The 17,953-nt window shown below is 59.3% G+C and carries 16 protein-coding genes; 7 read left to right on the forward strand and 9 right to left on the reverse strand.

The features are described from left to right. Nucleotides 1–76: 76 nt before the first annotated feature. Nucleotides 77–1,219 carry an IS481 family transposase gene (locus HWQ14_RS20180; RefSeq protein ID WP_432418025.1) on the forward strand — a complete coding sequence of 381 codons (1,143 nt, stop codon included), beginning with the start codon at nt 77–79 and terminating at the stop codon, nt 1,217–1,219. Nucleotides 1,220–1,351: 132 nt separating this feature from the next. On the opposite strand, the gene HWQ14_RS20185 is transcribed toward HWQ14_RS20180, so the two are convergent. Then, nucleotides 1,352–2,584 carry an MFS transporter gene (locus HWQ14_RS20185; RefSeq protein WP_176610790.1) on the reverse strand — a complete coding sequence of 411 codons (1,233 nt, stop codon included), beginning with the start codon at nt 2,582–2,584 and terminating at the stop codon, nt 1,352–1,354. A 167-nt stretch (nt 2,585–2,751) separates the two neighbouring features. Between HWQ14_RS20185 and HWQ14_RS20190 the strand changes: the two genes are divergently transcribed. From HWQ14_RS20190 to deoR, 3 genes are all read left to right on the forward strand, one after another. Further along, nucleotides 2,752–3,480 (forward strand): phosphatase PAP2 family protein, encoded by a 729-nt coding sequence (locus HWQ14_RS20190; protein ID WP_176610791.1) that lies wholly within the window; start codon nt 2,752–2,754, stop codon nt 3,478–3,480. Nucleotides 3,481–3,487: 7 nt separating this feature from the next. Then, nucleotides 3,488–4,096, forward strand: a complete 609-nt coding sequence (gene ybjG, locus HWQ14_RS20195) for an undecaprenyl-diphosphate phosphatase (RefSeq protein WP_148418698.1) — start codon at nt 3,488–3,490, stop codon at nt 4,094–4,096. 67 nt (nt 4,097–4,163) lie between these two features. Further along, complete coding sequence (deoR, locus tag HWQ14_RS20200) at nt 4,164–4,922, forward strand: DNA-binding transcriptional repressor DeoR (RefSeq protein ID WP_176610792.1); 759 nt, start codon at nt 4,164–4,166, stop codon at nt 4,920–4,922. A gap of 55 nt (nt 4,923–4,977) precedes the next feature. Here the strand turns inward: deoR and dacC are convergent, their stop codons facing one another. After that, complete coding sequence (gene dacC / locus HWQ14_RS20205) at nt 4,978–6,183, reverse strand: serine-type D-Ala-D-Ala carboxypeptidase (RefSeq protein WP_148418696.1); 1,206 nt, start codon at nt 6,181–6,183, stop codon at nt 4,978–4,980. A gap of 243 nt (nt 6,184–6,426) precedes the next feature. Between dacC and HWQ14_RS20210 the strand changes: the two genes are divergently transcribed. Continuing rightward, nucleotides 6,427–7,053, forward strand: coding sequence for a glutathione S-transferase family protein (locus HWQ14_RS20210; RefSeq protein ID WP_176610793.1), 627 nt, complete (start codon nt 6,427–6,429; stop codon nt 7,051–7,053). Here HWQ14_RS20210 and HWQ14_RS20215 read toward each other — a convergent pair whose 3' ends face one another. Together HWQ14_RS20215 and bssR are read right to left on the reverse strand one after the other, a co-directional pair. Then, the gene (locus HWQ14_RS20215) at nt 7,054–8,172 is read right to left on the reverse strand and encodes a PQQ-dependent sugar dehydrogenase (RefSeq protein WP_176610794.1); all 1,119 of its coding nucleotides are present in this window, start codon (nt 8,170–8,172) and stop codon (nt 7,054–7,056) included. Between the two features lie 106 nt (nt 8,173–8,278). Next, entirely contained in the window at nt 8,279–8,662 is a 384-nt protein-coding gene (gene bssR, locus HWQ14_RS20220; RefSeq protein ID WP_176610795.1) for a biofilm formation regulator BssR, read from the reverse strand. Nucleotides 8,663–8,879: 217 nt separating this feature from the next. Between bssR and rimO the strand changes: the two genes are divergently transcribed. Continuing rightward, nucleotides 8,880–10,205 carry a 30S ribosomal protein S12 methylthiotransferase RimO gene (rimO, locus tag HWQ14_RS20225; protein WP_176610796.1) on the forward strand — a complete coding sequence of 442 codons (1,326 nt, stop codon included), beginning with the start codon at nt 8,880–8,882 and terminating at the stop codon, nt 10,203–10,205. A gap of 102 nt (nt 10,206–10,307) precedes the next feature. Here rimO and gsiD read toward each other — a convergent pair whose 3' ends face one another. The 5 genes from gsiD to iaaA are packed head-to-tail and all read right to left on the reverse strand — an operon-like array spanning nt 10,308 to nt 16,530. Continuing rightward, nucleotides 10,308–11,219 (reverse strand): glutathione ABC transporter permease GsiD, encoded by a 912-nt coding sequence (gene gsiD, locus HWQ14_RS20230; RefSeq protein WP_148418691.1) that lies wholly within the window; start codon nt 11,217–11,219, stop codon nt 10,308–10,310. A gap of 1 nt (nt 11,220) precedes the next feature. Beyond that, nucleotides 11,221–12,141 (reverse strand): glutathione ABC transporter permease GsiC, encoded by a 921-nt coding sequence (gsiC, locus tag HWQ14_RS20235; RefSeq protein WP_148418690.1) that lies wholly within the window; start codon nt 12,139–12,141, stop codon nt 11,221–11,223. A gap of 5 nt (nt 12,142–12,146) precedes the next feature. Continuing rightward, entirely contained in the window at nt 12,147–13,685 is a 1,539-nt protein-coding gene (gene gsiB / locus HWQ14_RS20240; protein WP_176610797.1) for a glutathione ABC transporter substrate-binding protein GsiB, read from the reverse strand. A gap of 23 nt (nt 13,686–13,708) precedes the next feature. After that, the gene (gsiA, locus tag HWQ14_RS20245) at nt 13,709–15,580 is read right to left on the reverse strand and encodes a glutathione ABC transporter ATP-binding protein GsiA (protein WP_176610798.1); all 1,872 of its coding nucleotides are present in this window, start codon (nt 15,578–15,580) and stop codon (nt 13,709–13,711) included. Between the two features lie 11 nt (nt 15,581–15,591). Then, nucleotides 15,592–16,530: a beta-aspartyl-peptidase gene (gene iaaA, locus HWQ14_RS20250; protein ID WP_148418687.1), complete on the reverse strand. Its 939-nt coding sequence runs from the start codon at nt 16,528–16,530 to the stop codon at nt 15,592–15,594. A 189-nt stretch (nt 16,531–16,719) separates the two neighbouring features. Here iaaA and moeA point away from each other — a divergent pair, with 189 nt between their 5' ends. Beyond that, nucleotides 16,720–17,952, forward strand: coding sequence for a molybdopterin molybdotransferase MoeA (gene moeA, locus HWQ14_RS20255; RefSeq protein WP_176610799.1), 1,233 nt, complete (start codon nt 16,720–16,722; stop codon nt 17,950–17,952). The last annotated feature ends 1 nt before the right edge of the window (nt 17,953 follow it).

The following is a 17,953-nucleotide window of genomic DNA, read 5'->3' on the forward strand; positions in this document are numbered from 1 at the left end:
GACATAGTGAACACTTGTTCGGGGACATGGTAGACACTTACAACTAAGGCATAAGAACCCGTTTATGGAGTCGCTTATGCCCTGGGATGCGAGAGATACCATGTCATTACGTACCGAGTTTGTTTTGTTCGCCTCGCAGGACGGGGCGAACATCCGTTCCCTCTGCCGTCACTTTGGCATTTCACCTGCGACCGGCTACAAGTGGCTTCGCCGCTGGGGAGAGGAAGGTGCCTCCGGCCTTCAGGACCGCCCGCGCATACCGCACCATTCCCCGAACCGCTCATCTGACGACATCACTGCCCTGCTGCGTATGGCCCATGGCCGCCATCAACGCTGGGGCGCACGCAAGATAAAGCACTGGCTCGAAGACCAGGGGCACACTATGCCCGCCTTCAGCACCGTCCATAACCTTATGGCCCGCCATGGTCTGCTGCCGGGCACTTCACCGGGCATTCCCGTCACGGGACGGTTCGAACATGACGCGCCGAACCGCCTCTGGCAGATGGATTTTAAGGGCCACTTTCCCTTTGGCGGGGGCCGCTGCCATCCGCTCACCCTGCTGGACGACCACTCCCGTTTTTCCCTGTGCCTGGCGCACTGTACCGATGAACGGCGCGAGACCGTGCAGCAGCAGCTGGTCAGCGTGTTTGAGCGTTACGGCCTGCCGGACCGGATGACAATGGACAACGGCGCCCCGTGGGGAGACACCACCGGCACCTGGACGGGGCTGGAGCTGTGGCTGATGCGTCTGGGTATCCGGGTGGGGCACTCCCGGCCGTATCATCCGCAGACGCAGGGCAAGCTGGAGCGTTTTCACCGCAGCCTGAAGACGGAGGTGCTGCAGGGGAAGTGGTTTGCGAACGAGGGCGAGCTGCAGCGCGCCTTCGACCACTGGCGGACGGTATATAACCTTGAACGCCCGCATGAGGCGCTGGATATGGCGGTGCCGGGCTCGCGGTATAAGCCGTCTGTACGGCAGTACAGCGGCAACACACCGCCCCCGGAATACGACGAGGGCGTGATGGTCAGGAAAGTGGATATCAGCGGAAAGCTGAGCGTGAAAGGGGTAAGTCTGAGCGCAGGCAAGGCGTTCAGGGGAGAACGGGTCGGGCTGAAGGAGATGCAGGAAGACGGCCGCTACGAGGTGTGGTGGTACAGCACGAAAGTGGGGGTGATCGACCTGAAGAAAAAGTCGATCACCATGGGTAAAGGATGTTAAAAAGTGTTCACCATGTCCCCGAACACCTGTCTACCATGTCCCCGGACCGTACACCCCGGAGGGGCGAGGGGATTGCTTAGTGCTCGCATTAATTTGTGGGGAACCCTCTCCCACCGGGAGAGGGAATAAGGATTACGGTTGCAGCGCGCTTCCTACGCGTTTGTCTTTCAGGAACACCACCATTAACCCTACCCACAGCAGGCCGTTGGCGAGGTTGAACAGGCTGAACAGCCCGTTGCCGCCAAGCGCGTAAGCGTGCTTGCTCACCTCAATACCGACGGTGAAAATCAGCATTTGCAGCATGCCCATCGCGGCAGACACCGTGCCTTTACTCATTTCACTGGCGAACAGCGTCAGGCGCACCAGGCCGGCATTCGCCACGCCAATACCAAACGCGTATACACTTAGCCCCGCGGTCATCCAGAGGTAGGCATGAGACGAGGCTACGGTCGCCGCCGCCGCAATAATCAGCCCTGCCGCAATGGGCCAGCCGCCCATAATAATCAGCGAACGCACGGTGCGACGCGACGTCATACGCGCCAGCACCAGGTTACCGATAATCAGCGCGCCGAAAATCGGCACCTGCAACAGGCCATACTCATAGCTGCTAAGCTGCTCGCCGCTGATGATGATGACCGGCGACTGGGCAATCCACGCCAGCAGAGGCAGGCTGACGAAGCCCGTCGCCAGCGCGCCCGCCACAAAACGGCCGTTCTTCAGCACCGCTTTATAATCACGCCCCAGCTCTTTAAGCGAGAGCTTTTCTCCCAGGCGGGTGGCGGTCTCCGGCATCGCGCGGTGCAGACCAAAGAAGGAGACGGCCGCGAGCGCGGCAAAAAGCACAAACATCCCCTCCCACGGCGCAACGTGCACCCATGCGGCTCCCACCAGCGGACCCAGAAGCGGTGCAATCAGCGCCACGTTCGCCATCAGCGCGGTGATCTTGATGCACACCGCCTCCTCGAACGACTCCTGAATGGCGGCATAGCCCACGGCGCCGATAAAGCACAGGCTCACGCCCTGAAGGAAGCGCAGCAGGGTGAACTGCTCAATGTTTTGTGCCAGCAGCGTGGCGAGACAGGTAACGATAAACCACACCACGCCCGTCAGCATTACCGGACGGCGGCCAATACGATCCGACAGCGGCCCTAACAGCCACTGTAAAAACATGCCGCCCGCGAGATAGGCGGTCATGGATGTCGGCACCCACTCAATACCTGCGTTGTACTGCTCAACAACGGCCAGCATGCCAGGCTGGATCATGTCGTTGCCGATATAGGTAGAAAATTCGTAGAGCACCAGACACAGAGGAAAAAGTAACGCCTGACGACCCAGACGATTACCGGAAGAAGAACGGTTTATCATGCAATCTCTTTAGTATGAAAAAATCGCGATGAGTGTAATGAATTGCCGCTGTCTGAGATAGCACATTAGCGTGAAATAACAGAAATAAAGCACTTATCGTTGTTGTTTAAGGTTTCCTTAAGTTGGCCTCTCTATGATAGAGCCATTTCACGCTACCGATCGAAATCATGACACACGTCGCCAGCCCTTCAGAATTATCTAAGTTACCGACAACTAAGACAAAACGACTTTACCGTTTGCCGACCCGCTTTTATGGTTATCAGCTTTTCGTGCTGATCGTTCTTGCCCTGCTTTTTACCTGGCTTTCGCGCGATGAATCGCTCGACCGGTGGATAACCGGCTTCTGGTATGACGCCGCGGCGCACCAGTTTCCGCTACAGCAAAACCCGCTGCTGGATCTGCTGAACCATCGGCTGGCGAAATACGTGGCCATTGCGCTGGCCGCCGTGGCGCTTGTTTACGGCGCATTCAGGCGCAATGCCGGGCTGGTAACGGCCGCGCTGCTGATGGGCCTGGGAGCGCTGGTGGTCGGCGCGCTGAAAAGCCTCAGCCACCACAGCTGCCCGTGGGATCTGGTGGAGTATGGCGGCAAAGCCGTTTCGTACCCCCTGTTCAGCGCCGTTCCGGCAGACAGCGGGCCGGGGCGCTGCTTTCCCGGCGGCCACGCCTCGAGCGGCTTTATGATTATGGGGCTGTTTTTTGCCTTCTGGCGCGAACGTCCGCGCCTGGCCTGGGCCTTCGTCGCGCTGGGTGCGGCGATGGGCCTTTTGATGGGCTTCGGGCAGGTGATGCGCGGGGCACATTTTTTCTCTCACAACCTGTGGGCCGGGTGGTGGGTCTGGTTTTCCCAGGTGCTGGTTTACGGGCTGGTTTCTACCTGGTTTGCTAAAGAGTAACGATACTATGTTAGAGAATCTGAACTACGAACTGTTTTACCTGCTCAACGCCACGCCATCGTCACCGGAATGGATGATTGACCTCGCCACCTTCATTGCGAAGGATGTGATCAGCATTGTACCGGCTCTCGCCGCGATCCTCTGGCTATGGGGGCCACGCACACAGGTTACCGCGCAGCGCCACCTGGTGATCAAAATGGCGATGGCGATCGGCGTCAGCGTACTGGCAAGCTACGCGCTGGGCCACGCCTTCCCGCACGACCGGCCGTTTGTCGAACGCGTCGGCTACAACTTCCTGCACCATGCGCCGGATGACTCGTTCCCGAGCGATCACGGCACGGTTATTTTCACCTTCGCGCTGGCGTTCCTGTTCTGGCATCGCCTGTGGTCCGGGGCGGTGCTGATGGGAGTGGCGCTCGCCATCGCCTGGTCCCGCGTATACCTGGGCGTGCACTGGCCGCTGGATATGGTCGGCGGTTTCCTGGTCGGTCTGATGGGCTGCGTCAGCGCGGCCATCATGTGGAGCCTCTTTGGTCCGGCGCTTTATCGTGGATTATCACAGGCCTATCGCGTTCTGTTTGCCCTCCCGATCCGCAAAGGCTGGATACGTGACTAACCCCGGTCCGTCAGGTTACACTTGAGCCCCCGCCCTGCGGGGGCTCACTTTTTTAGCCCGAGGATCTATGGAAACACGCCGCGATGACCGCATTGCTCAGCTGCTCCAGGCGCTGAAGCGCAGCGATAAGCTGCATCTCAAGGAAGCCGCCAGCCTGCTCGGCGTGTCTGAAATGACCATTCGCCGCGATCTGAACAGCGACAGCGCTCCCGTTGTGCTGCTGGGTGGGTATATCGTCCTTGAACCGCGTAGCGCCAGCCACTACCTGTTAAGCGATCAAAAAACGCGGCTGGTGGAAGAGAAGCGCAAAGCCGCGCGGCTCGCCGCCTCGCTGGTGCAGCCGCATCAGACGCTGTTTTTTGACTGCGGAACAACTACCCCGTGGATCATCGAGGCCATCGACAGCACCCTTCCTTTTACCGCCGTCTGTTATTCCCTGAACACCTTTCTGGCGCTACAGGAGAAACCGGCGTGCCGGGTGATTTTATGCGGCGGTGAGTTTCACGCCAGCAATGCCATCTTCAAGCCGCTGAACATTCAGGACACGCTCAGCAACCTCTGCCCTGATATCGCCTTTTACTCTGCGGCGGGCGTGAACGTGCAGCAGGGGGCGACCTGTTTTAACCTCGAAGAGCTGCCGGTGAAACACTGGGCGCTTAACGCCGCGCAGCACCACGTGCTGGTGGTTGACCACAGTAAGTTTGGCAAGGTGCGCCCGGCAAGGATGGGGGAACTGTCGCGCTTCGACGCCATCGTGAGCGATTGCCGACCGGACGACGAGATTGTGGCCCATGCGAAGGCGCAGCAGGTGAAGTTGATGTATTAAGCGGGGTGCGGCCTGCTGCCCTCTCCCGCAGGGAGAGGGAGAAAACCCATAAGGTTTAGCTAAACCAGCTGCCGAACCATCCGTGGAATTTCATCAGGACGAAATCCCACATCCGGCTGAAGAAGCCGCCCTCTTCCACCGCTTCCATCACCACCAGCGGACGCTGTTCAATCGACTTACCGTTGAGCTGGAAATCAATCGTCCCGACCACCTGGCCTTTTTTCAGCGGCGCGGTGAGCTGCGGATCGGTCAGGGTATAGCTGGCTTTCAGGTTTTTCAGCTGGCCGCGAGGAATGGTCACGGAACCCGCTTCGCCCGCCCCCAGGCTCACTTCGCGCTTGTCGCCAAACCAGACGCGCTGGCTTACAAAGGTGGCGTCCGGCTTAATCGGCGTGACGGTTTCAAAGAAGCGGAAGCCCCAGGTCAGCAGCTTTTCTGATTCGTTAAAGCGAATGCGGTCGGTTTTAGTGCCCAGCACCACCGAAATCAGGCGCATATCGCCCTGGGTTGCGGAGGCCACGAGGTTATATCCCGCCCCGGCGGTTGTCCCCGTTTTCATACCGTCCACGTTGACGTTGCTGCTCCACAGCAGGCGGTTACGGTTAGGCTGGCGAATATTGTTGAAGGTAAACTCTTTCTCTTTATGGATGGCGTATTCATCCGGAACGTCATGGATCAGCGCTTTGCCCAGCAGCGCCATATCACGCGCGGTACTGAACTGACCCGGCGCGTCCAGGCCGTGAACGGTTTTAAACGTGGTGTTGGTCAGGCCCAGTTTTTGCGCGTAGCCGTTCATTAAGCCAATAAATGAATCCTGACTGCCCGCCACGTAATCGGCCAGCGCGATACAGGCATCATTTCCTGACTGGATAATGACCCCTTTATTCAGATCGGAAACGGACACCTGGTCGCCGGGCTTCAGGAACATAACGGACGAGCCTCGCAGCGCCGGGTTGCCGGTCGCCCAGGCGTCTTTCCCGACGGTGACCATGTCATCCAGCTTGATCTTGCCCGCTTTCAGCGCCTGGCCAACCACATAGCTGGTCATTATTTTCGTCAGGCTCGCCGGGTCGAGTTTTTCGTCGGCGTTACCCTCTGCCAGCACTTTTCCGCTGGCGTAATCCATCAGGATCCAGGCGCGCGCATCGACAGGTGGCGCTTCGGGCGCCGTCTGTTCCGCCGCATAGAGCGTTGGGGCAAAAAGGAAAAGCAGCGCCGAGCCTGCCGCCAGGCTGCGCAGAGAAGAAGTTTTTTGCGTCATAAATGCCACCCGAGTGTCCATTCTAAAAATCACGTCACAATCACCGTGTCGCAAGAAGCGATGAGTAATAGCGCACTACAGCGTTCAAAGAAACCTGTTCCAGGTAAAGTTTTTAAAGTTTATGCAATAACATTCAGATACGCTTTGATTACGGCGTTTTTTTTAGCATCTGTTGCGTAATTGTTAGGTTTATCTCACCATGGCAAAAAGCTGACTCGGATTCACATCTCATCGGGAGTAAATATGATTACGCTGTGGGGCAGGAACAATTCGACAAACGTGAAGAAAGTGCTCTGGACGCTGGAGGAGCTGGATTTACCGTTCAATCAAATCATGGCCGGATTGTCGTTCGGCGTGAATAAGGACGCTGACTATCTGGCGATGAATCCAAACGGGCTGGTGCCGCCGCTGCGTGATGATGAGACGGACGCCACGCTGTGGGAGTCCAATACCATCGTGCGTTACCTTGCCGCTCAGTACGGCCAGGGCCGCCTGTGGGTAGAAAACCCGGCCCGGCGCGCCCAGGGTGAAAAATGGATGGACTGGGCAAACCAGACGCTTTCCCCAACCCACCGCGTGATCCTGATGGGGCTGATCCGCACGCCGGAAGCCGAACGTGACTATCCTGCCATTCACGCCGCGCAGGACGCCTGCGAATCGCTGTTTGCCATGATGGACGACGAACTGGCGAAGCACGCCTGGTTCTCCGGCGACGCGTTTGGCGTGGGCGATATCGCCGTCGCCCCTTTTGTCTGGAACCTGACCAATATGGGGCTGAGCTGGGCTCCGCGCCCGCACCTTGAGCGCTGGATCCGCCAGCTCAGCGAACGTCCGGCTTACCGTAACGTGGTGATGATCCCGGTGAGCTGATTACGCGCCGGACGGGCTGACCTTCAGCAGCTGCCCGTCCGTCTCGTCGGTCAGCACGTACAGATAGCCATCCGGCCCCACGCGCACGTCGCGAATACGCTGATTTTTATCACCAAGAATGCGCCCGTCCTCCGTCACCTTATTGCCATCCACGCTCAGCACGATGATGTCTTTCTCCTTCAGCGCGCCAATAAACAGCTTGTTTTTCCACTGCGGGAAAACGTCGCTATTGTAGAAGGCCATACCGCTGACGGCCGGCGAGACCTTCCAGACAAACAGCGGCTTTTCCGTGCCCTCAACGTGCTCGCCTTTCGCTTCCGGGATTTTCAGGCCGCTGTAGTTGATGCCGTGGGTCGCCATCGGCCAGCCGTAGTTTTTCCCCTTCTCAGGAATGTTGATCTCATCCCCGCCGCGCGGGCCGTGTTCGTTGAGCCACAGCGTGTCGCTCCACGGGTTCATCGCCATCCCCTGCGGATTACGAATGCCGTAAGACCAGATTTCGGGGCGCGCCCCGGCGGTATTCACAAACGGGTTATCCGGCGGCACTTTCCCGTCTTCCGTCAGGCGCACCACCTTGCCCTGAAGCTTATCCAGATCCTGCGCCGTCGGGCGCTGGTTGTTTTCACCAAGGCCAATAAAGAGGTGGCCTTTGCCGTCAAACACCAGCCGTCCGCCAAAGTGGTTGCCGGTGGAGAGCTTCGGCATCTGGCGGAACACCACCTGGAATCCCTCAATGCGCGACAGGTCATCGCTCAGCCGCCCGTAGCCTACCGCGGTCCCCGCTTTTCCGTCATTATCTGCCTCGGAGAAGCTTAGCCAGACCCGCCGCGACCGTTCAAAATCCGGGGCCAGCACCACGTCCAGCAGGCCGCCCTGGCCGCTCGCCCACACCTTCGGCACGCCAACAATCGGATCGGAGAGCCCTTTCCCTGCCTGCCAGTGCTTAAGCTGCCCGTCCTTTAGCGTGACCAGCAGCCCCTTATTGTCCGGAAGAAAAGCGAGCGACCAGGGGTGATCGAGCCTGGTCTGTAACACCTCGACGTTTACCGGTTCTGGCGCAGCAAGGAGCGAAACGGGGAAAAGCAGTACGGGCAGGAAAAACAGTGAGGAACGAGGCATAACGCACTCCTTTATCGGCATATGGCTTAAAGATTAGCCACTGTTACCGGGCGCGTTAATACTTTTACAAAAGCTTAAGCAAAAGGGGGAGTTGCCTCCCCCGGGTTCATTGCCGGACAAGGGTTTCAGGCTTGTTCAGACACATGATGCAAAGAGAGAGCGTTGTCAGGCAGTTTTCAAGCTTCTCTGCGTTAACCGCAATAAAATTTGGGCAGTCGTGACGTCCGTTCATCAAACAAACCCCTGCTATGGAGAGCACCTCGGCGGAACGGCGCAGCGCCGTCAGCTCGCTGTCGGCGTATTGCGCTTTCAGGTCCGGTGCTTTTTCACGCATGTAATTGCAAAGTTCAAACAGGTTATCACGCAGATTTTCGCTTTCGCTGACTGACATATACCCTTTCGCCTTGCGGAGTTGCAGATAAGCAGCCAGGTCGAGTCGGGCGTTGACCAGCTTGTTAAGCAGATCGCGTTTCAGTCTGTCAACGGACATGCTATTTCCTCCTCTGTCAGCCATGGTACCACCTTCAGAATACGGTTAATTTTTGTACAATTTAATGCCTGAGATCAATAAACGTTAACTGATTAACATTATTTACAATGTTACAACGAATGGCGCATTCAACTGAGCCATAAAGAATGTATAAATCCCCCGCGATACGCTGTAAAATCCCGCCCTGATAATTCCATAATTGATGAATTTTTAATCTATGAGCAATGTTATGCACCAGCCGAAAATCGGCTTTGTCTCCCTGGGCTGCCCGAAAAACCTGGTGGATTCCGAACGCATCCTGACTGAACTTCGCACCGAAGGCTATGACGTGGTGCCAAGCTACGACAACGCCGACATGGTGATCGTCAACACCTGCGGGTTCATCGACAGCGCGGTCCAGGAGTCGCTGGAAGCCATTGGTGAAGCCCTGACGGAAAACGGCAAGGTGATTGTTACCGGCTGCCTGGGTGCAAAAGTGGATCAGATCCGCGAGGTGCACCCGAAGGTGCTGGAGATCACCGGGCCGCACAGCTACGAGCAGGTGCTGGAACATGTTCATCACTACGTACCAAAGCCAAAGCACAACCCGTTCCTGAGCCTGGTGCCGGAACAGGGCGTGAAGCTGACGCCGCGCCACTACGCGTACTTAAAAATTTCCGAAGGCTGCAACCACCGCTGCACCTTCTGCATCATCCCGTCGATGCGTGGCGATCTGGTAAGCCGTCCGATTGGTGAAGTGCTGGCAGAGGCCAAACGCCTCGCCGATGCGGGCGTCAAGGAGCTACTGGTCATCTCCCAGGACACCTCCGCCTACGGCGTGGACGTGAAGCACCGCGCCGGCTTCCACAACGGCGAGCCGGTGAAAACCAGCATGGTTGGCCTGTGCGAGCAGCTCGCTAAGCTCGGGATCTGGACGCGACTGCACTACGTCTACCCGTACCCGCACGTTGATGACGTGATCCCGCTGATGGCGGAAGGCAAAATCCTGCCGTACCTCGACATCCCGCTCCAGCACGCCAGCCCGCGTATTCTGAAGCTGATGAAGCGTCCTGGCTCCGTTGACCGCCAGCTGGCGCGCATCAAACAGTGGCGCGAAATCTGCCCTGACCTGACCCTGCGTTCCACCTTTATCGTCGGCTTCCCGGGGGAAACCGAAAAAGACTTCCAGATGCTGCTCGACTTCCTGAAGGAAGCGCGCCTGGACCGCGTAGGCTGCTTCAAGTACAGCCCGGTTGAAGGCGCAACCGCCAACGAGCTGGCGGATCAGGTACCGGAAGAGGTGAAAGAGGAGCGCTGGAACCGCTTTATGCAGCTGCAACAGCAGATCTCTGCTGAACGCCTGCAGGAGAAAGTGGGCCGCGAGATTCTGGTCATCATCGACGAGGTGGATGAAGAAGGCGCGATTGGCCGCAGCATGGCGGATGCCCCTGAAATCGACGGCGCGGTTTATCTGAACGGTGAAACCAGCGTCAAGCCGGGCGACATCATTCGCGTGAAGGTTGAAAACGCCGACGAATATGACCTGTGGGGCAGCCGGGTTTAATTTCTACCCCCTCACCCCAGGAAAAAGACCGCACCGATCAGTCCCCTCTCCCTTTTGGGGAGAGGGTTAGGGTGAGGGGCAAACCGTAAGGTCCCGCAAAACCTACCCTTTAATCCTCGGATCCAGCGCGTCGCGCAGCCCGTCACCAAGTAAATTAAACGCCAGCACGGTGAGGAAAATCGCCAGGCTCGGGAAGATCGCCACGTGCGGCGCAATCACCATATCCGCCCTCGCCTCGTTCAGCATCGCACCCCACTCCGGCGTCGGCGGCTGAGCCCCTAACCCCAAAAACGACAGGCTCGCCGCCGAGATAATCGACACGCCAATGCGCATGGTGAAGTAGACCACGATGGACGACACCGTCCCCGGCAGAATATGGCTGAACAGGATGGTGGCATCGCTGGCCCCCATACTGCGTGCCGACTCGATAAAGGTCTGCTGCTTGAGCACCAGCGTGTTGCCACGCACCAGGCGAGCGAAGGCGGGTATGGAAAATACCGCCACGGCGATGATGACGTTCGCCATGCCGCTGCCCATCACCGCCACCACGGCAATGGCCAGCAGAATGCCGGGAAAAGCAAAAAGCACGTCGCAGATGCGCATGATGATGCGATCCCACCAGCCTTCGTAGTACCCGGCCACCAGCCCCAGCACGGTGCCAATCGCCGCGCCTATCAGCACCGCAAAAACCCCGGCCGCCAGCGAGATTTGCGCCCCTACCAGCACGCGGCTGAAAATATCGCGCCCGAGCGAGTCCACGCCAAACCAGTGCATCATCGACGGGCCATCGTTCAGACGGTCGTAGTCGAAGTAGTTTTCCGCATCAAACGGGGCTATCCACGGTGCAACCATCGCCACCAGGATCAGCAGCAACACGAACAGCCCGGCGACCATCGCGACCGGCTGACGGCGGAATCGCCGCCAGAACTCAACCCACGGGGTGCGAATATGGTCCGGCCTGATCCCCGGCATAGCGTTCAAAATGGCCTGACGACGCCAGTTCAATAATCGCATCTTATTTATACCTGATAGCCGGGTTAATGGCGGCGTAGAGCACGTCCACCACGAGATTGATAAGAATAAATTCCAGCGAGAAAAGCAGGACTTCCGCCTGAATCACCGGGTAGTCGCGCATGTCGACCGAGTCGACCAGCAGACGCCCCAGCCCCGGCCAGTTGAAGACCTTCTCTACCACGATAGAGCCGCCCAGCAGAAAGCCAAACTGAAGCCCCATCATCGTCACCACCGGGATCATCGCGTTACGAAAACCGTGCTTGAGGATGACCCATTTCTCGCTAACCCCTTTCGCCCGCGCGGTGCGAATATAATCTTCGCTCAGCACGTCAACAAACGAGGCGCGGGTGAAGCGGGCCATCACTGCCGCAACGGCTGCGCCAAGCGTCATGGAGGGGAGAATGTAGTGCTTCCAGGTGTCGGCCCCGACGGTGGGCAACCAGCCCAGCTCGACGGAGAAAATCTGCATCAGCAGCATGCCCAGCGCAAACGCCGGGAAAGAGATGCCGGTGACCGCCAGCGCCATGCCGATTTTATCCGGCCAGCGGTTGCGCCAGACGGCGGCCACAATCCCTGCGCCCAGGCCAAATATCACCGCCCAGCCCATGCTGGCAAGCGTCAGCCAGAAGGTCGGCATAAAGCGGCTGGCAATCTCCTCCGACACCGGCCGACGCGACACCATCGAGATGCCAAAGTCACCTTGCAGTACGTTACCAATGTAATGCAGAAACTGCCGGTACAGCGGCTGGTCAAGCCCCAGCTGTTTACGCACCAGCTCGATAACCGTCGCGTCCGCTTCCGGCCCGGCAATTAACCGCGCCGGATCGCCGGGCAGCATGTGGACAAACAAAAACACCAGCACGGCCACAATCAGCAGCGTCGGGATTAGCCCCAGCAGGCGTTTACACACATAATTCAACATGAGTTTTATTTTAGATCCGCGTCGTCAAAGCTAAAGCCGGTATCCGGCATGATGTAAAAGCCGGTCAGCGCTTTGTTATGGGCCGACACCAGCTTTTCCACCACCAGCGGCACCCACGGCGACTCTTTCCAGATGATGTCCTGCGCCTCCTTGTACAGGCGCGCTTTCTCTTCCGGTTTGGTGGTTTTCAGGGCCGCGGCCAGATCCTTATCCACCTGCGGATTGCTGTAGAACGCGGTGTTGAACAGCGTTGGCGGCCAGTTCTGGGAAGCAAACAGCGGCGACAGCGACCAGTCCGCTTCACCGGTTGAAGCGGTCCAGCCGGTATAGAACATCCGCACGTTGCTCTCTTTCTGCCCTTTGCCTTCCACCTCTGCCGCGCGCTGCCCGGCATCCATCGCCGTGACCCGCGCTTTGATGCCCACCTGCGCCAGCTGCTGCTGTGTGAACTGCAGCACCTTCTGAGCGGTACTGTGATTATGCGACGACCACAGCGTGGTGCTGAAACCGTCTGGATAGCCCGCCTCTTTCAGCAGCTCCCGCGCTTTTGCCGGATCGTACGGCCACGGCTGATAGCTCTGGGCGTATTCGATGGTCGGCGGCATCACGCCCGTCGCCGGAGTGGCGTAGCCCGCAAAGGCAACCTTCACCAGCGCCTGACGGTTAATGGCGTAGTTAATGGCTTCCCGCACCTTCGGATTATCAAACGGTTTTTGCGTAACGTTCATGCTGATGTAGCGCTGCATAATCGACGGACTGGCCACCAGCTCCAGCCTGCTGTTTTTCGCCAGCAGCGCCGCCTGCTCGTACGGGATCGGGAAGGCAAACTGCGCTTCGCCGGTTTGCAGCATCGCCGCGCGGGTATTGTTGTCCACGACCGGGCGCCAGGTGATGGAATCCAGCTTCGGCAGCCCCTGCTGCCAGTATCCGGCGAACTTTTTCACCTTCACAAAATCGGTCTGGTTCCAGGTGAGCAGCTCGTACGGCCCGGTTCCCACCGGGTGGAAGCCAATCTCTTTGCCGTATTTTTTCAGGGCGGCGGGCGAAATCATGGCCGTCGCCGGATGCGCCAGAATATTGATAAACGCCGAGAACGGCTCTTTCAGAACGATCTTCACCGTCGCCGGATCGACCACCTCGGTACGGGCAATATTTTTATACAGGTTGTAGCGCTTAAGGCCGTTTTCCGGATTGCTGGCACGGTCGAGGTTAATCTTAACCGCCCCGGCGTTGAAGTCGGTGCCGTCCTGGAACTTCACGCCGGTACGGAGCTTAACGGTATAAACCAGCCCGTCGTCCGAAACGGTGTACCCTTCCGCCAGCACGTTTTTCAGCTTCATCTCTCTGTCCAGGCCAAACAGCCCCTGATAGAACGATTTCGCCACCGCCTGTGAAAGGGTGTCGTTCGCATCGTACGGATCCAGCGTCGTGAAGTTTGACCCCACTGCCACCACCACGTCTTTAGCAGCGAACGCGGGGGCGGCGGCCAGCGCGGCCGTCACGCTCGCGGCCAGCAGCCATTTACGAGCAACAAAAGGAACCATTGTGTTCTCCTGCCTGTTGTAGGTTATAACCGCGAGAATGCATTGTCCTGACGCGGTGGTGCGACAAAATGACCGGGACCGACCTCACGCAGCGCCACGCGCTCCAGGGTTTCGCCCCGTTTACGAATATTGCTCGGCATGTCGTCCTGCAGCAGCACGCGCTGGGCGTGTCGATGCTCCGGATCGGCAACCGGTACGGCGGACATCAGCTTGCGGGTGTACGGGTGCTGCGGGTTTTCAAACACCGCCCGACGCGGGCCGATTTCAACAATCTGGCCCATGTACATCACCGCCACGCGATGGCTGATACGCTCCACTACCGCCATATCGTGGGAGATGAACAGAAACGCAATGCCCATATCCCGCTGCAGGTCGAGCAGCAGGTTAATGATTTGCGCGCGGATAGAGACGTCCAGCGCCGAAACGGACTCGTCGGCGATCACCACCTTCGGGTTCAGCGCCAGCGCGCGCGCGATGCAGATGCGCTGCCGCTGCCCGCCAGAAAATTCGTGCGGATAACGCCAGGCATGCTCCGGCTTCAGGCCCACGCGCTCCAGCAGCCACGCGACGCGGCGCTGGGCGGCCTCGCCGTCGAGCAGGTTATGCACCCGCAGCGGCTCCATGATCGAGTACCCCACCGTATGGCGCGGATCGAGCGACGCGTAAGGATCCTGGAAAATAAACTGAATATCCCGGCGCACCGCCTGCAGCTTGCTGTTGGGAAGCGTATCGATACGCTCGCCGTTGAAGGTGATGCTCCCCTCCTGCGACTCCACCAGCCTGAGCAGCGCCCGACCGGTGGTGGATTTACCGCAGCCGGACTCCCCCACCAGCGCCAGCGTTTCGCCCGGCCAGAGATCAAAGCTGACGTTCTCGACCGCGTGCACTTCGCGCTTCACGCGATTCAGGATCCCGCTTCGCAGCGGGAAGCGGGTCACCAGGTCGCGCACTTCGAGAATCGGCCTGCCGGGTACCACCGTATCCTGCACGGTTTCATCTTCCTGCTGCGCCTGCTGGCTCGGGGAAATCAGCGGAAAGCGGCGCGGAAAATCGCTGCCGTTCATGGCGCCCAGGCGCGGGACCGCCGCCAGCAGCGCTTTGGTATAAGGATGAACAGGCGCATGAAATATCTGCTCAACCGTGCCGGTTTCCACGGCATGGCCCTGATGCATGACCAGCACCCGATCGGCAATATCCGCGACCACGCCCATGTCGTGGGTGATAAAGATCACCCCCATCTCCATCTCCTGTTGCAGCACCTTTATCAGCTGCAGGATCTGGGCCTGAATGGTCACGTCCAGCGCCGTCGTCGGTTCGTCGGCAATCAGTACCGCCGGACGGCACGACAGCGCCATCGCAATCATTACCCGCTGGCGCATACCGCCAGACAGCTGATGCGGATAGCGGGACAAAATCGCGTGCGCCTCGGGAATACGCACCAGCTCCAGCATTCGCCTGGCTTCGTTGAGGGCCTCATCGCCGTTCAGCCCCTGGTGCAGGCGAATAGACTCGGCAATCTGCTCCCCCACCGGAAAGACCGGGTTCAGGGAGGTCATCGGCTCCTGGAAAATCATGGCGATATCCGCCCCGCGCACGCCCTGCATCTGCGACGCGCTGAGCTCGTTGAGGTCGATAACCTGGCGGTTCCTGCGGCGGAGCAGGATCTGTTCGCTGGTGACCCGCCCGCCCGTCTGCTCAAGCAGACGCATCAGCGCCAGCGCGGTCACGGATTTACCCGAACCGGACTCGCCGACTATCGCCAGCGTTTCGCCACGGTTGAGCGAAAACGACAGGTCCTGAACCGCCGGGATAAACTGCCGCTCTTCCTGAAAGGCAATATTCAGCTGATGAACAGCCAACACTTCCCGGCTGTCCAGCTCTTCACTGTGCGGCACGCGGCGCCCCCTTATTCACGATAAATTCCTGTGCTGGGCGCATCGCCGGCATACCCCCACGCCCGGTACATCCCTTCGCTGTTGAACGGCAGGGCTACGTTTCCTTCGCGATCCACCGCAATCAGGCCACCTTCGCCGCCCAGCGCCGGCAGCTTTTCCATCACCACCCGCTCGCAGGCCTCGCTCAGGCTTAAACCGCCGTAATCCATCAGCGCGGTGATGTCGTACGCCGCCAGCGCCCGAATAAACACCTCGCCGGTGCCGGTGCACGACACTGCAGCCGTGGCGTTATTGGCGTAGCATCCTGCGCCCGGCAGCGGGCTGTCGCCCACCCGTCCCGGCAGCTTGTTGGTCATACCGCCCGTTGACGTTGCGGCAGCGAGGTTACCGGCTTTATCCAGCGCCACCGCGCCTACCGTGCCCATTTTGCTGCGTTCATCCAGCGGCGCGGAATGATCAAGCTGCGTCATCCCCGCGGTACGGGCCTCCAGCAGCTGGCGGTAACGCTCCTCGGTGGAAAAAAGATCGGGCGAGACCGCGTCCATTCCGCGTTCGACGGCAAATTGCTCCGCCCCCGCGCCCGTCAGCAGCACGTGCGGGCTTTGCTCCATCACCAGGCGCGCGGCAAGTACGGGGTTACGCAGGCGGCTGACGCCTGCCACCGCCCCCGCTTTCAGGGTGACGCCGTCCATCACGCAGGCATCCAGCTCGTGCGTTTCATCCCGCGTAAAGACCGAGCCAATCCCGGCATTAAACAGCGGGCACTCCTCCAGCAGCCGCACCGCCTCGGTCACCACGTCCAGCGCGCTTTCGCCCGCTTCCAGCATCCGCTGGCCGGTTTCCACAATAGCGTTCAGCGCATCTATATAACGCTTTTCCTGCTCGGGACTGAGCTGTGCACGGGTGATTGCCCCGGCACCGCCATGAATTGCGATAACCGCTTTACTCATTTCGCATCACCCATCAGCCTGGCTGGCTGCTTTTTCTATAAATATCATTATCGTCGATGAAACTTCAGATGATTTTTGAATATAGAAAGACGCAACTGTGATGTAAAGCGTACACCCATCGGGTCATACAGTTAGCCGCACTTTTCTGCCATAATGGGCGCTTTCGTTGTTACTCCGCAGGAGCCCACCATGGATTTTACCGCCGGACTGATGCCGCTTGAGACGGCACTCTCGCAGATGCTTGACCGCATTACTCCACTGCACGACGTTGAAACGCTGCCCCTTGTGCGCTGTTTTGGCCGTATTGCCGCGCGCGATATCGTCTCGCCGATGAACGTGCCGGGGTTCGATAACGCGGCGATGGACGGCTACGCCGTGCGTCTGGCAGATCTGCAACCGGGTGCGCCGCTGCCCGTGGCGGGTAAATCGTTTGCCGGGCAGCCGTTCAGCGGTGAATGGCCTGGGGGCACCTGCGTGCGCATCATGACCGGCGCGCCGGTGCCAAAGGGCTGCGAAGCGGTGGTGATGCAGGAAGAGACCGAACAAACGGACGACTGCGTGCGCTTTACCGCCAGCGTCAAAGCGGGACAGAATATCCGCCGCACCGGGGAGGACATTACCCTCGGCGCGACGGTCTTTGCCGCCGGGCAAAAATTGACCGTCGCCGAACTGCCGGTCCTGGCGTCGCTTGGCATCGCGGAGATCGACGTGGTTCGCAAAGTGCGCGTGGCGGTGTTCTCCACGGGAGACGAGCTACAGCTGCCGGGCCAGCCGCTGAACGAGGGGCAGATTTATGACACCAACCGTCTGGCGGTTCACCTGATGCTGGAGCAGCTGGGCTGCGAGGTGATTAACCTGGGCATCATTCCTGACGATCCGGAAAAACTGCGCGCGGCGTTCATCGAGGCTGACGCGTCTGCCGACGTGGTGATTAGCTCCGGCGGCGTATCGGTTGGCGAAGCGGACTACACCAAAACCCTGCTTGAAGAGCTGGGCGAAATCGCCTTCTGGAAGCTGGCGATTAAGCCGGGCAAACCGTTCGCGTTTGGCAAGCTTCCGCACAGCTGGTTCTGCGGCCTGCCGGGTAACCCGGTCTCTGCCGCGCTGACCTTCTACCAGCTGGTCATTCCGCTGCTGACGCGGCTTTCCGGCAACAAGGCCAGCCCGCTGCCGGTACGCCAGCGCGCGCGTGCGGCAACGCGCCTGAAAAAATCCCCGGGTCGTCTCGACTTCCAGCGCGGCATCCTGACGCGCAACGCCGACGGCGAGCTGGAGGTGAGCACCACCGGGCATCAGGGCTCGCACATCTTCAGCTCCTTCAGCCAGGGTAACTGTTTTATCGTGCTGGAGCGCGAGCGCGGCCACGTAGAGGCGGGCGAATGGGTCGAAGTGGAATGCTTTAACCACCTGTTCGGAGGCTGAT

Source organism: Enterobacter cloacae (assembly GCF_013375935.1).
Classification (GTDB): Bacteria; Pseudomonadota; Gammaproteobacteria; order Enterobacterales; family Enterobacteriaceae; genus Enterobacter; species Enterobacter pasteurii.